The following is a 13237-nucleotide window of genomic DNA, read 5'->3' on the forward strand; positions in this document are numbered from 1 at the left end:
GTTAAGAGGGGGCCCCTCCTTTCATGCGCCGCGCAGGGTGGCGCCGAAACGCTCGGCGGCTACCGCTACCGCCGCGTCGCGCGCGGCCACCGCCTCCTCGCCCGCGAGGGTCCGGTCCGGGGCGCGGAACGTCAGCTTGTACGCCAGCGACTTACGTCCCTCGCCGAGCTGCTCGGAGGTGTAGACGTCGAACAGGCGGACGTCCTCCAGCAGCGCGCCCGCGCCCTCGACCAGCGCCGCCCGCACCTCGGCCGCCGGCACCGCGTCGTCCACCACCAGCGCCACGTCGATCAGGGCCGGCGGGAACGTGGAGATGGTCGGCCCGGCCGCCAGCGGGGCGGCGGGCAGCGCGTCCAGGTCCAGTTCCATGGCGCTGGTACGCCGGGGCAGCTCCAGCGCGGCCAGCACGGCCGGGTGCAGCTCACCGGCGTGGCCGACGACCACGTCGTCCACCACCAGTTCGGCGCAGCGGCCCGGGTGCCAGGGCGCCCGCTCGCCGGCCCGTACCGTCACCCGGTCGGCGGGGATCCCGGCGGCGTCGAGCACCGCCCGGCCCGCCTCGACGGCGTCCGCCCAGCCGGCCGTGCGGCCCGCGCCCCACCAGCCGGCCGGTTCGATCTCGCCGGTGAGCGCCACCGCGACGTGCCGGGGCTGGGCGGGAACGACCGCGTCGGCGGCGGCGAACTCCTCGTCGGTGGGCCGCCGGTCCACGCCCATCGCGGGCGGGGTGCCGGCACCGGGACGCGGGTGGAAGACCGTGCCGATCTCGTAGATCGACACGTCCCGCTGGCCCCGGCCGACGTTGCGCTTGACGATGCCGAGCAGCGGGCCGAGCAGCGTGGTGCGCAGCAGCGGCTCCTCCTCCGACAGCGGGTTCGCCAGCCGTACCGCGGGGCGGCGCGGGTCGTCGGCGGGCAGGCCGAGCTGGTCGACCAGTTCCGGCGCGACGAACGGCTGCGCCAGCACCTCGACGTAGCCGCGCTCGGCGAGGGAGCGGGCGACGGTCCGGCGGCGCTGCTGCTGCCAGGTCAGGCCCCGGCCGGGCGGCGCGGTGGGCAGCACCGACGGCACGCGGTCGTAGCCGTCGAGGCGTACCACCTCCTCCACCAGGTCGGCCGGGTCGGTCAGGTCGGGCCGCCAGCTCGGCGGCGTCACGGTCAGCACCTCGCCACCCCCGGCGGCGGAACCGCCACCGGTGGTCGTACCGACGCTGCCCGGGTCCTCGGCGAGCCGGTCGGCGCCGCGGGTGACGGTGCAGCCGACCTGCTCCAGCAGCTCCACCACCCGGTCCGGCGAGTAGGTCACGCCGACCCGGCGCGACGGCAGGTCCACCGGCAGCGTCACCGGCGTACGCGGCGCGACGTGGTCGATGTCGAGCACCTCGGCGCCCGCGGTGCCGCCGGCGAGGTCGGTGAGCAGCCGGACCGCCTTCTCCAGCGCGACGAGCGGCAGCGCCGGGTCCACGCCCCGCTCCCACCGCTTCGCGGCCTCGCTGAACAGCTTGTGCCGCCGCGCGGTACGGCCGACGGTGGCCGGATCCCAGTGCGCCGCCTCGAACAGCACGTTCGTGGTGGAGGCGAGCACCTCGCTGGTCTCGCCGCCCATCACCGCGGCGAGCGAGATCGGACCGCTCTCGTCACAGATGACCAGGTCCTCGGCGGACAGCGTGCGGTTCACCCCGTCGAGCGTGGTGAGCTTCTCCCCCGCCTCGGCGCGGCGCACCACGAGCGTCCCGGCGATCCGGTCCGCGTCGAAGGCGTGCATCGGCTGGCCGAGTTCGAGCATCAGGTAGTTGGTGATGTCGACGGCGAGCGAGATGCTGCGCACCCCGGCCACGGTGAGCCGCTGCCGCATCCAGCCGGGCGTCTCCACTGTCGGGTCGACGCCGCGCACCATCCGTGCCGCGAACCGGTCGCAGCCGATCGTGTCGCGGACCTCCACCGGGTACGCCGGCTCGGCGGTCGCGCCGGGCGCGGGCGCGTCGGCCGGGTCGCGGAACGGCACGCCGAGCGCGTGCGACAGTTCCCGGGCGATGCCGCGCACGCTCAGCGCGTACCCGCGGTCCGGGGTGATCTCCATCTCGACCACGACGTCGTCAAGGCCGACGACTGGCCGGGCGTCGTCGCCGGGCTGCGCCTTGACGTCCTCGGGCAGCACGACGATGCCCGAGTGGTCGTCGCCGAGGCCCAGCTCCTGCGCGGAGCAGATCATGCCGTGGGAGTTGCGCCCGTACGTCTTGCGCGCGCCGATGGCGAACCCGCCGGGCAGCACCCCGCCGGGGAGGATCACCACGACCCTGTCGCCCACGGCGAAGTTGCGCGCCCCGCAGACGATCTCCTGCGGCTCGCCGGTGCCGTTCGCGGCGCCGACGTCCACCCGGCAGAAGCGGATCGGCTTCTTGAAGCCGGTCAGCTCCTCGATCTCGAGGACCTCGCCGACGACGAGCGGGCCGGTGACCGACTCGCGCAGGTCCACGACGGACTCGACCTCGATGCCGAGGTCGACCAGCGCCTGCTCCAGGTCGCCGGTGGGCAGGTCGACCGGGAGGTCCACGTACTCCCGCAGCCAACTGACAGAGACTCGCATGACTGTTAAACCACCGTTCCCGTAGCTCAGGCGCCGAACGCGCGGGTGAACCGCACGTCGCCCTCGGCCATGTCCCGCATGTCACTGACGCCGTGCCGGACCATCACGGTCCGGTCGATGCCCATGCCGAACGCGAATCCGGAGTAGACCTCCGGGTCGATGCCGCAGGCGCGCAGCACCCGCGGGTTGACCATGCCGCAGCCGCCCCACTCGACCCACTGCGGACCGTCCCGGTGCTCCGGGAACCAGACGTCGAACTCCGCCGACGGCTCGGTGAACGGGAAGTAGTGCGGCCGCCAGCGCGTCTTCGCGCCCTCGCCGAACATGGCCCGGGCGAAGTGGTCGAGCGTGCCGCGCAGGTGCGCCATGGTGATGCCCTTGTCCACCACCAGGCCCTCGACCTGGTGGAAGACCGGCGCGTGGGTGGCGTCCAGCTCGTCGGTGCGGTAGACCCGGCCGGGCACCACCACGTAGATCGGCGGCTTGCGGCTGAGCATGGTGCGCGCCTGCACCGGCGACGTGTGCGTGCGCAGAACAAGGCCCGAGCCTTCGGGTGCGATGTGGAACGTGTCCATCAGGCCGCGCGCCGGGTGGTCGGCCGGGATGTTCAGCGCGTCGAAGTTGGTCCACTCCAGTTCGACCTCGGGGCCCTCGGCCACCTCGTAGCCCATGCCGATGAACAGATCGCTGATCTGCTCCATCAGCACGCTCAGCGGGTGGCGGGCGCCGCGCGGCCGGCGGTCGTACGGCAGGGTCACGTCGACCCGCTCCTCGACCAGCACCCGCGCGGCCCGTTCCCGGTCCAGGATCTCCTGCCGGGCGGCGTACGCGGACTCGATCGCCCGGCGGGCCTCGTTGACCCGCTTGCCGGCGTCGGCCTTCGCGGCCGGCGGCAGCGCGCCGATCTCCCGGCGGGCCAGCGACACCGGGGACCGGTCACCGAGGTGCGCGGGGCGCAGCGCGGTGAGCGCGTCCGGGTCGGCGGCCCCGGCGAACGCCTTCTCGGCGTCGGCCACTGCTCCGGCCAGGGCGTCCGGGTCGAGCAGGGCGACCTGCTTCGGGTCGTACGGATCGTTGCGGTAGCTCATGGTGAACGGGCACTCCCTCACGGCGGCGCCGACCCTCACGGGTGGCCAGGCGAGTCTACGGACGCGCGGCTTCGCCGCAGCCCGCCGGTGGGGAGTCGTGCAGGGGGAAGGGTCAGGCCCGCCGCCCGCCGACACCGGCGGGCTGGCTAAACGAACGCCGTGGCGCGTTCATGACGAGGCGGACTCCCCTGCTGTGTCGTGCGTGGCCGTAGGCCGACGCAGTGCTCTCGCGGAAGAATACAGGCAGACGGCCGCCGCCGCAGCCAGGTTCAGGCTCTCCGCGCGCCCGTGCAGCGGCACCCGGACCCGGGCGTCGGCGGCGTCGGTCAGCTCCTCGGGCAGGCCGTGCGCCTCCGAGCCGAACAGCCACGCGGTGGGTGCGGCCAGCCGTCCGGCGTCGGCGAGGTCGTCCAGGTCGCTGTCGCCGTACCCGGTGGTGGCGAAGACGGTGAGGCCGGCGGCCCGCAGCGCCTCGACGGCCGCGAGCGGGTCGGCGGCGCGCACCACGTCGACGTGGAAGATGCTGCCGGCGGAGGCCCGCACGCACTTGCCGTTGTAGGGGTCGACCGCCTCGCCCGCGAAGACCACAGCGCCCGCGCCCGCCGCGTCGGCGGTGCGCAGCACCGTGCCGGCGTTGCCCGGATCGCGGATCCCGGCGAGCACAGCGACCAGTCGCGGCCCGCGCGCCACTGCTTGCTCCAGGGGTACGTCGAGGTGGCGGCACACCGCCACCAGGCCCTGCGGGGCGACGGTCTCGGCCAGCGCGGCCAGGGCGTCGTCGGTTACCTCGGAGACCGGCACGTCGGCCCGGGCGGCCGCGGCCGCGAGGTCGGCGTACCTGTCGAGTGCCGCCGGGGTGCCGAACAGCTCGACCACGGTGCCGGTGCGGGCGAGCGCCTCCCGGACCGCCTGCGGCCCCTCGGCCAGGAACCGGCCGGCCTGGTCGCGGTCGCGGCGGCGCTGCAGCCGCCGGGCGGCCACGATCCTCGGGGTACGCGGGGTGAACGGTCCGGGAACGGCGTCGAGGCGCCTCCCCTGCGACGGTGAGTGCATGGGAGACGCCTCGATCTGCCGTACGGGGTGGGTCAGGCGGCCTGAGCCGCGGCGCCACCGGTGCCCTCGGCCGCCACGGCGGCGCGGGCCAGCTCGACGATCGCCGCGAACGAGGCGGCGTCGTTGACGGCCATGTCGGCCAGGATCTTCCGGTCGACCTCGATGCCGGCCAGGCGCAGGCCCTGGATCAGCCGGTTGTAGGTCAGGCCGTTGGCCCGGGCGCCGGCGTTGATCCGCTGGATCCAGAGCTGCCGGAAGTCGCCCTTGCGGTCGCGACGGTCCCGGTAGGAGTACTGCATCGAGTGCAGCACCTGCTCCTTGGCCTTGCGGTACAGCCGGGAGCGCTGACCGCGGTAACCGCTCGCGGTCTCCAGCAGGGTACGACGCTTCTTCTGGGCGTTCACAGCCCGCTTGACGCGTGCCATCTCAACTCCTTCTTCGGTTCAGGTGGCTCGCGTCAGCGGCCGAGCAGCTTCTTGATGCGCTTGGTGTCGGCCTTGGCCAGCTCGACGGTGCCGGTCAGCCGACGGGTCTGGGTGCTGGGCTTCTTCTCCAGGTTGTGGCGAAGGCCGGCCTGCTGGGCAACGATCTTGCCCTTGCCGGTCACCTTGACCCGCTTGCCCATACCCGTGTGGCTCTTCATCTTCGGCATTGGAACGTCTTCTCCCCTGTTACTGGCCGCTGGTCTCAGCGGTCGTGCCGGTCTCACCGGCTGCTGCGGTCTCGCCGGCCGCCGGGGTCTCGCCGGCCGGAGCGGCCGGTTCCTCCGCTGCCCGGTCGCGCGGTCCACCGCGGGACGCCGTGGCGGCGACCGCGGAGGCCTTGACGGCCCGGTGCGGAGCGAGAACCATGATCATGTTTCGGCCGTCCTGCTTCGGCGCGGCCTCGACGTATCCAAGGTCCGTGATCTCGGACTCGAGCCGGCGCAGGAGCCGGTAGCCCAGCTCCGGGCGGCTCTGCTCCCGACCGCGGAACATGATCGTCACCTTGACCTTGTCGCCGGCCTTGAGGAACCGCACCACGTGACCCTTCTTGGTCTCGTAGTCGTGCGGGTCGATCTTCGGCCGGAGCTTCATCTCCTTGATGACGGTCTGCTGCTGGTTACGCCGCGCTTCGCGCGCCTTCAGTGCGCTCTCGTACTTGAACTTGCCGAAGTCCATGAGCTTGCACACCGGCGGGCGCGCCATCGGCGCAACCTCGACCAGGTCCAGGTCGACGTCCGCGGCCAGCTGCAGGGCGCGCTCCAGCGGGACGATGCCCACCTGCTCACCCTCAGGGCCGACCAGTCGGACCTCACGTGCCCGGATCTGCTCGTTCACGCGTGGTTCGACGCTGATGGGGCCTCCTCGAGTCGAGTCTCCTACGGTGCCGACTCCGTGGGCTCCCGGGTGGGAGCCGACCCGGAAAGCAGAAGGCCCCGGCGTATGCCAGGGCCCACTCGACCGGTCGGCACGATCACAGGATCGCGCATCCAGCGTCGGGACGTGCCCGAAACCGGGGACCGGACCCGGCCACCGTGGCGGCGACTCGGGTGGGAGCGGGCGCTCCGCTTCTCGACCGCCCGCGCGTCAGGGACGGGGGCAGTCTGGTCGACTCCGCAACACTACACCCTCGGCCCAGGCCAGCCCAAACCGGGCTCGCTGGTCAGCGGGGTGCCGACTGGCCGGCGGACAGCGCCGCCAGGTGCGACTGGTGCAGACGGCGCAACGCGCGGACCGCCTCGACCGCGCTCTCCTTGTCGGCGGCCTGCAAGGCGACCATCGGCAGCAGGTCGTCGTCGTGCAGCTCCAGGCTGGCCCACGGGGCGCCCCTGTCGAACCGGACACCGCGGACGACCTCCCACGGCAGCTCGTACGAGCTGAACACGTTGCGCACCCGGACGCCCCTGGCGTCGGCGATCACGCGAGGGCGGGTGAACAGCAGGAAGCCGAGCGCGCCGAAGACACCCAGGCCGATCATGGCGAACTGGTCGCCGCGCTGGAACGTGCCGTAGCCGTTGCCGGTGGCGCCGGTCAGCGACGTCGCGACGAGGCTGAACACCACGATCAGCGTGACGGCCGACACCCAGCAGACGACCCGGACGCGGCGGGGTCGCACGGTCACCACGGAATCGCTCACCCGACCAGTCTGCCATCCGGTTCGGGCGCGCCTTCGGCCGCCACACGGTCCGGGCCACGCCGGCGCAGGCTGGTGACCACCACCGCGAGCAGCGTGAGCAGGGCGCCGGCCAGCACCGGCAGCCGGACACCGGGGCCGCCGGGCAGCACCAGGTCCAGCAGCAGCGCGCCACCGAGCTGCCCGGCCACCAGCGCCAGGCCGGTACGCAGCACCCCGGCGGCGCGTACCCCGACCAGCAGCGAGAGCACGATGCCGACGCCGAGCAGGCCGCCGACGTAGAGCCACCACTGGGCAGGCCAGCGGGGCTGGCTCGCGAGCGCTCCGGTCAGCGCCGCGACCGCGCCGATCAGCACTGTGCTGACCGCGAAGTTGACAGCGAGGCCGGCGGCCGGGCCGACCGAGGCGGCGACCCGGCCGTTGAGCGCGGACTGCCCCGCCACCGCCAGCCCGCCCAGGACGCAGAGCAGCACCAGCCCGACCGCCAGGTCACCGACCGGGCGGCCGAGCTGGGCGAGGGCCACCGCGCCGACGCCGAGCACCGCGCCGCCGACCCGGGGCACTGTGAGCGGCATCCGCCCGGTCGCGGCCAGCCCGGCCCGGTCCACCGCGAGGCCGCCGAGGCTGCCGCCTGCCACCTGGGCGATCGTGAACACCGCCACCCCGAGCACCGGCACCACCACCGGGGCGACCAGCACGATCACCGCGCCGCCCACCCCGCCGAGGTACGCCCACCACGGCAGCCCGGAGCGGCGCAGCCCGGCCAGCCCGGCGCGCATCGACGGCAGCGCCACGATCCCGGCCAGCACCAGCAGGCAGCCGCCGAGGTTGTTGACGACCGCGCCGAGGACCGGGGCACCGGTCCGCTCCCCCATCTCGGCGTTGACCGCGCCCTGGGCGGCCGAGGCCACGCCGCCGGCCACGACCACCGCGAGCGCGGCCGGGAGCGGCAGCGGTCTCACAGCCGGCAGGCGTGGATGTTGGTGACGAGGATCGCGCGGGCGCCCAGCTCGTACAGCTCGTCCATGATCCGGTGGACGTCGTCGCGGAGCACCATCGCCTGCACCGCGACCCAGCCCTCCCGGTGCAGCGGCGAGACGGTGGGCGACTCGATGCCCGGGGTCAGCGAGCTGGCCCGGTCGAGCAGGCCGGCCGGCACGTCGTAGGCGAGCATCACGTACCGGCGGGCGACGAGCACGCCGTGCAGCCGGCGCTGCAACTGTTCCTGCTGGGCGCCGCCGGGCGCGCCGGCGCGGCGGACCAGCACCGCCGAGGAGCGCAGCAGCGGCTCGCCGAAGACCACCAGGCCGGCCTGGCGCAGCGTCGCGCCGGTCTCCACCACGTCGGCGACCACGTCGGCGACGCCGAGGCGGATGGCGTTCTCCACCGCGCCGTCCAGCCGGATCACGTCGGCCTTGACGCCCAGCTCGGCCAGGTGCCGCTCGACCAGACCGGGGTACGCGGTGGCGATGCGGTGCCCGCCGAGCTGCTGGACGGAGGCGACGTCGTCGGGCCGGGCGGCGAACCGGAACGTGGCCCGCCCGAAGTTGAGGTCGACGATCTCCTCGGCCGGCGCGCCGGAGTCGATCAGCAGGTCGCGGCCGGTGATGCCGACGTCCAGGTCACCGGAGCCGACGTAGGTGGCGATGTCCTTGGGGCGCAGGTAGAAGAACTCGATGTCATTGGCCTCGTCCCGGCAGACGAGGTCCTTCGGGTCGGTGCGCTGGCGGTAGCCCGCCTCGCGCAGCATCCCGGCGGCCGACTCGGCCAGGGCGCCCTTGTTGGGTACTGCGACACGCAGCATGGGAGTGCTCCTTCGTTCGATCGGATGATCAGCGGACGGGCACTCAGAGATGTCGGTAGACGTCCTTCAGTTCCAGGCCGGTGGCGAGCATCAGCACCTGCGCCTGGTAGAGCAGCTGGGAGATCTCCTCGGCGGCCCGCTCCGGGCCCTCGTGCTCGGCGGCCATCCACGACTCGGCCGCCTCCTCGACGACCTTCTTGCCGATGAAGTGCACGCCCTTGGCGAGCGCCTCGACGGTGCCCGAGCCCGGGGTGCCGGCGGCGGCCTTGGCCTGCAGCTCGGCGAACAACTCCTCGAACGTCTTCACGGAAGGCGATTCTTCCAGCCGCTCCTGGTGACGGGCCGGGTGGGTCAGGCGAAGCCGACCCGCTGGGCGGACTGGGCGTCGATGGCGCGGACGGCCAGGGCGGCGTCCAGCGCGGCCACGGTCGCCGACCAGCCCTTGTCCTCGGCCGAGCCGGGCAGCCCGGCCCGGTCGCGGGCCTGCTCGACGGTGTCCACCGTGAGGACCCCGTGCGCCACCGGCTTGCCCTCGTCCAGCGCCACCCGGGTCAGCCCCTCGGTGACCGACTTGCAGACGTAGTCGAAGTGCGCCGTCGCGCCGCGTACCACCACGCCGAGCGCGACGACCACGTCGAAGCGGCGGGCCATCGCCTGGGCCACCACCGGCAGCTCCACCGAGCCGGCCACCCGGGCCACCACGGCCCGCGCCCCGCACGCCTGCGCGGCGGCCACCGCACGCTCGGTCATGTGGTCGGTCAGGTCGCCGTGCCACCGGGCGGCCACCACGCCCACAGTCATCCCGGCGGCGTCCACCGCGGTCACGCCCGGCTCACCGAAACCCGCCATCGCCCTACGCTCCGATCTCGTCACCGGCGACCGGGCGGCCCATCGGCGCCTCGGTCACCTCGTCCAGTCCGTCCAGCAGGTGGCCCATCCGGTCCCGCTTGGTGCGCAGGTAGCGCACGTTCTCCGGGTTGGAGCGCACCGGCAGCCCCTCCCGGCCGGTCACGGTGAGGCCGTACCCCTCCAGCCCGGCCCGCTTGGCCGGGTTGTTGGTCAGCAGCCGCATCGACCGGACGCCCAGGTCGTAGAGGATCTGCGCACCGGTGCCGTAGTCGCGGGCGTCGGCCGGCAGGCCCAGGTCGAGGTTCGCGTCCACGGTGTCGCGGCCCTGGTCCTGGAGCTGGTACGCCTGGAGCTTGTGCAGCAGGCCGATGCCCCGGCCCTCGTGCCCGCGCACGTAGAGGACCACGCCGCGGCCCTCCTGCGCGACCCGGGCCAGCGCGGCCTGCAGCTGCGGCCCGCAGTCGCAGCGCAGCGAGCCGAACACGTCGCCGGTGAGGCACTCGGAGTGCACCCGCACCAGCACGTCCCGCCCGTCGCCGAGGTCGCCCATGACCAGCGCGACGTGCTCGGCCGGGTCGTGTTCGGCGCGGTAGCCGAGCGCCCGGAACACGCCGTACGGGGTGGGCATGCGGGCCTCGGCGGCCAGCTCGACCTGCTTCTCGGTACGCCGCCGGTGTGCGATCAGGTCCGCGATGGTGACGAGCGTCAGCCCGTGCTCGGCGCAGAACTTCTCCATGTCCGGCAGGCGCATCATGGTGCCGTCGTCGTTCACCAGCTCGCAGAGCACCCCGGCCGGGCGCAGCCCGGCCATCCGGGTCAGGTCCACCGCCGCCTCGGTGTGCCCGGGACGGCGCAGCACCCCGCCGGCGCGGGCGCGCAGCGGCACCACGTGGCCGGGCCGGGCCAGGTCGGTCGGGCCGGTGGCGGCGTCGGCGAGCAGCCGGATGGTGTGCGACCGGTCGGCGGCCGAGATGCCGGTGCTGACGCCCTCCCGGGCGTCCACAGTCACCGTGTACGCGGTGCCGCGCCGGTCCTGGTTGGTGTGGTGCATCGGCGGCAGGTCGAGCCGGTCGCACTCGTCCTCGGTCAGCGGCACGCAGATGTAGCCGGAGGTGTACCGGACCATGAACGCGACCAGCTCCGGGGTGGCCAGCTCGGCCGCGAAGATCAGGTCGCCCTCGTTCTCGCGGTCCTCGTCGTCGACCACGACCACCGGACGCCCGGCGGCGATGTCCGCCACCGCCTGCTCGATCGAACCGAACGTGCTCATGCCACGGCCTCCGAGTACGTCGCCGGGATCGGGGCGGGCGCGGTCGCGACGGCCCGGGAGGTGCGCCACCAGCTGTACAGGCCGGCGGCGCAGAACGCGCCGTAGACCAGGTACATGGCGGCCGACGGGTAGAAGCCGCCGCGCAGCAGCAGCGGTACGCCGACCGCGTCGACGGCGATCCAGATCAGCCAGAACTCGACCCAGCCGCGGGCCATGCCGTACGTGGCGAGCAGGCTGCCGACCAGGATCCAGGCGTCCGGCAGCGGCCCCCACGAGCCGAGCGCGGCGAGCACCGGGTACGCGGCGGCGGTGCCGACGGCGGCGGCCACGAGCAGGCCGAGCCGTTCCGGCCAGGTGGCCCAGCGCGGCACCACGGCCGGCTCCTCCCCGCCACCGGCACGCCGGTTGCGCGACCAGCGCCACCAGCCGTACACGCTGACGGCGAAGAAGAAGACCTGCCGGCCGGCCTGGCCGTAGAGGTCGTGCGCCTGCGGGGTGACGAAGACGCCGCCGAGGAACACGGTGAACAGCAGCGCGTTGCCGATCATGCCGACCGGCCAGGCCCAGACCACGCGGCGCAGCCCGAGCAGCGCCGAGCCGAGCCCGAAGACGTTGCCGACGATCTCCCGGACCAGCACCGGCGAGCCGGCCACGTGCACCTGGGCGTCGAGCAGCCAGCCGAGCGGGCCCATCACCGGGCACTCCCCGCGCCGCGGTCGCCGAGCAGCCGCTCGACGTACTTGGCCAGCACGTCGACCTCCAGGTTGACCGGGTCGCCGATCCGCTTCGTGCCGAGCACGGTGAGCTTGAGCGTGGTGGGGATCAGGCCGACCGAGAACCAGTCGTCGCCCGCCTCGGCGACTGTGAGCGACACGCCGTCGACGGTGATCGAGCCCTTCTCCACCACGTACCGGGCGAGCCCGGCGGGCAGCCGGAACCGCACGGTCTCCCACTGCGCGGCGGGCTCCCGGGCGACGATCTCGCCGACGCCGTCGACGTGGCCCTGCACCAGGTGGCCGCCGAGACGGCTGTTGAGTGCGGCGGCCCGTTCGAGGTTGACCGGGTCGCCGGGGCGCAGCGCGCCGAGCGCGGTGCGGCGCAGCGTCTCGCCCATCACGTCGGCGGTGAACACGCCGCCGTCGACGTCGACCACGGTGAGGCAGACGCCGTTGACGGCGATCGAGTCGCCGTGCCGGGCGTCCGAGGTGACGAGCGGGCCGCGGATGGCGACCAGCGCGGAGTCGTCGCCGGTCTCGGTGCTCCGGACGATCTCGCCCAGTTCCTCGACGATGCCGGTGAACATGTCAGCTCTCCCTCTTCCGGGGCAGCGCGGTGATCCGCAGGTCGGGACCGACCCGCGTAACGTCGGTGATCTCCAGATCGATGGCGTCGGCGATGGTGCTCACGCCGGCGTCGAGCAGCGCGGTCGGGCCGGCGCCGAGCAGCTTCGGCGCGACGTACCCGACGATCCTGTCGACCAGGCCGGCGGCGAGGAACGCGCCGGCCAGCGTCGGCCCGCCCTCCAGCAGCGCGGCCCGCACGCCCCGGTGGTGCAGCTCCGCGAGCAGCGCCGGCAGGTCGACCCGGCCGTCCGGCCCGGCGCCGACCTCCGCGGCGGTGGCGATCCACGTGCGCGCGGCGCCGTCGCGGACCCGGGCGTCGGCCGGGGTACGCCCCGAGCTGTCCACCACCACCCGCAGCGGCTGCCGGATGGCCATGGTGCCGTCGCGCAGGTTGCGGGCGGTCAGCCGGGGGTCGTCGGTGAGCACGGTGCCCACCCCGGCGAGCACCGCGTCGACGGTGCCGCGCAGCGCGTGCACGTCGATCCGGGCCGCCTCGGAGGTGATCCACATGCTGGTGCCGTCGGCGGCGGCGGAACGCCCGTCGAGCGTGGCCGCGTACTTCCAGATCACGTACGGCCAGCCGCGGCGCATCGAGGTGAGCCAGGCGACGTTGCCGGCCTCGGCCTCCTGCGCGCGTACCCCCAGGGCGACCTGGACCCCGGCGGCGCGCAGCGTGGCGGCGCCGCCGGAGGCGACCGGGTTGGGGTCGGGCACGGCGATCACCACGCGGGACACCCCGGCGGCGATGAGCGCGTGGCTGCACGGGCCGGTGCGGCCGGTGTGGTCGCAGGGTTCCAGGGTGACCACCGCGGTGCCGCCGCGGGCCCGCGTGCCGGCCTGGGCCAGCGCGACGATCTCCGCGTGCGGGCCGCCGGCGTACGCGTGGAAGCCCTCGCCGACGACCTCGCCGTCGGTGTCGAGCAGCACGCAGCCGACCACCGGGTTGGGGCTCGTGGCGCCGAGGCCCCGCGCGGCCAGTTCGATGGCACGACGCATCGCCTCGTCGACGGAGACGCTCGCCATGGCCGCCTGTCCTCCCGCTCGCCGGTCGCGCGCGGGCGGGGTTCGGGAGGAACGGCCACGAAAGCCGCGGACACGCGGCGGCGGAGAACCCGGGGACGGCGACGCC

The 13237-nt window shown here is 74.1% G+C and carries 15 protein-coding genes; all 15 read right to left on the minus strand.

Features of this window, described 5'->3' with window-relative positions; genetic code table 11:
- Positions 1-21 precede the first annotated feature (21 nt).
- Positions 22-2586 carry a phenylalanine--tRNA ligase subunit beta gene (locus BFV98_RS08210; protein ID WP_071095715.1) on the minus strand — a complete coding sequence of 855 codons (2565 nt, stop codon included), beginning with the start codon at positions 2584-2586 and terminating at the stop codon, positions 22-24.
- A gap of 26 nt (positions 2587-2612) precedes the next feature.
- Complete coding sequence (gene pheS / locus BFV98_RS08215; protein WP_047892351.1) at positions 2613-3674, minus strand: phenylalanine--tRNA ligase subunit alpha; 1062 nt, start codon at positions 3672-3674, stop codon at positions 2613-2615.
- Positions 3675-3842: 168 nt separating this feature from the next.
- The gene (locus BFV98_RS08220; RefSeq protein WP_071095717.1) at positions 3843-4727 is read right to left on the minus strand and encodes an RNA methyltransferase; all 885 of its coding nucleotides are present in this window, start codon (positions 4725-4727) and stop codon (positions 3843-3845) included.
- 32 nt (positions 4728-4759) lie between these two features.
- A complete protein-coding gene (rplT, locus tag BFV98_RS08225) occupies positions 4760-5152 on the minus strand; it encodes a 50S ribosomal protein L20 (RefSeq protein ID WP_043324928.1) in 393 nt (130 codons plus the stop codon).
- A 32-nt stretch (positions 5153-5184) separates the two neighbouring features.
- Positions 5185-5379, minus strand: coding sequence for a 50S ribosomal protein L35 (rpmI, locus tag BFV98_RS08230; protein WP_007075851.1), 195 nt, complete (start codon positions 5377-5379; stop codon positions 5185-5187).
- A gap of 19 nt (positions 5380-5398) precedes the next feature.
- A complete protein-coding gene (infC, locus tag BFV98_RS08235; protein WP_013285540.1) occupies positions 5399-6046 on the minus strand; it encodes a translation initiation factor IF-3 in 648 nt (215 codons plus the stop codon).
- Positions 6047-6371: 325 nt separating this feature from the next.
- Positions 6372-6845, minus strand: a complete 474-nt coding sequence (locus BFV98_RS08240; protein WP_176921686.1) for a PH domain-containing protein — start codon at positions 6843-6845, stop codon at positions 6372-6374.
- Positions 6842-7804, minus strand: a complete 963-nt coding sequence (locus tag BFV98_RS08245; RefSeq protein WP_013474911.1) for a DMT family transporter — start codon at positions 7802-7804, stop codon at positions 6842-6844. Before BFV98_RS08245 ends, BFV98_RS08240 begins: the two co-directional genes overlap by 4 nt.
- A complete protein-coding gene (gene hisG / locus BFV98_RS08250) occupies positions 7801-8646 on the minus strand; it encodes an ATP phosphoribosyltransferase (RefSeq protein ID WP_013285537.1) in 846 nt (281 codons plus the stop codon). The genes BFV98_RS08245 and hisG overlap by 4 nt, the downstream gene beginning before the upstream one ends.
- Before the next feature lie 43 nt (positions 8647-8689).
- A complete protein-coding gene (locus tag BFV98_RS08255; protein WP_198039659.1) occupies positions 8690-8971 on the minus strand; it encodes a phosphoribosyl-ATP diphosphatase in 282 nt (93 codons plus the stop codon).
- 26 nt (positions 8972-8997) lie between these two features.
- Positions 8998-9495, minus strand: coding sequence for a 6,7-dimethyl-8-ribityllumazine synthase (gene ribH, locus BFV98_RS08260; protein WP_071095722.1), 498 nt, complete (start codon positions 9493-9495; stop codon positions 8998-9000).
- Positions 9496-9499: 4 nt separating this feature from the next.
- Entirely contained in the window at positions 9500-10765 is a 1266-nt protein-coding gene (locus tag BFV98_RS08265) for a bifunctional 3,4-dihydroxy-2-butanone-4-phosphate synthase/GTP cyclohydrolase II (protein WP_030271066.1), read from the minus strand.
- A complete protein-coding gene (gene pnuC / locus BFV98_RS08270; RefSeq protein ID WP_013285533.1) occupies positions 10762-11457 on the minus strand; it encodes a nicotinamide riboside transporter PnuC in 696 nt (231 codons plus the stop codon). Before pnuC ends, BFV98_RS08265 begins: the two co-directional genes overlap by 4 nt.
- Positions 11457-12068: a riboflavin synthase gene (locus BFV98_RS08275; RefSeq protein ID WP_071095724.1), complete on the minus strand. Its 612-nt coding sequence runs from the start codon at positions 12066-12068 to the stop codon at positions 11457-11459. The genes pnuC and BFV98_RS08275 overlap by 1 nt, the downstream gene beginning before the upstream one ends.
- Before the next feature lies 1 nt (position 12069).
- Positions 12070-13131 (minus strand): bifunctional diaminohydroxyphosphoribosylaminopyrimidine deaminase/5-amino-6-(5-phosphoribosylamino)uracil reductase RibD, encoded by a 1062-nt coding sequence (gene ribD, locus BFV98_RS08280; RefSeq protein WP_030271062.1) that lies wholly within the window; start codon positions 13129-13131, stop codon positions 12070-12072.
- Between the last annotated feature and the right edge of the window lie 106 nt (positions 13132-13237).

The organism is Micromonospora sp. WMMB235 (genome assembly GCF_001855515.1).
GTDB classification, from domain to species: Bacteria; Actinomycetota; Actinomycetes; order Mycobacteriales; family Micromonosporaceae; genus Micromonospora; species Micromonospora aurantiaca.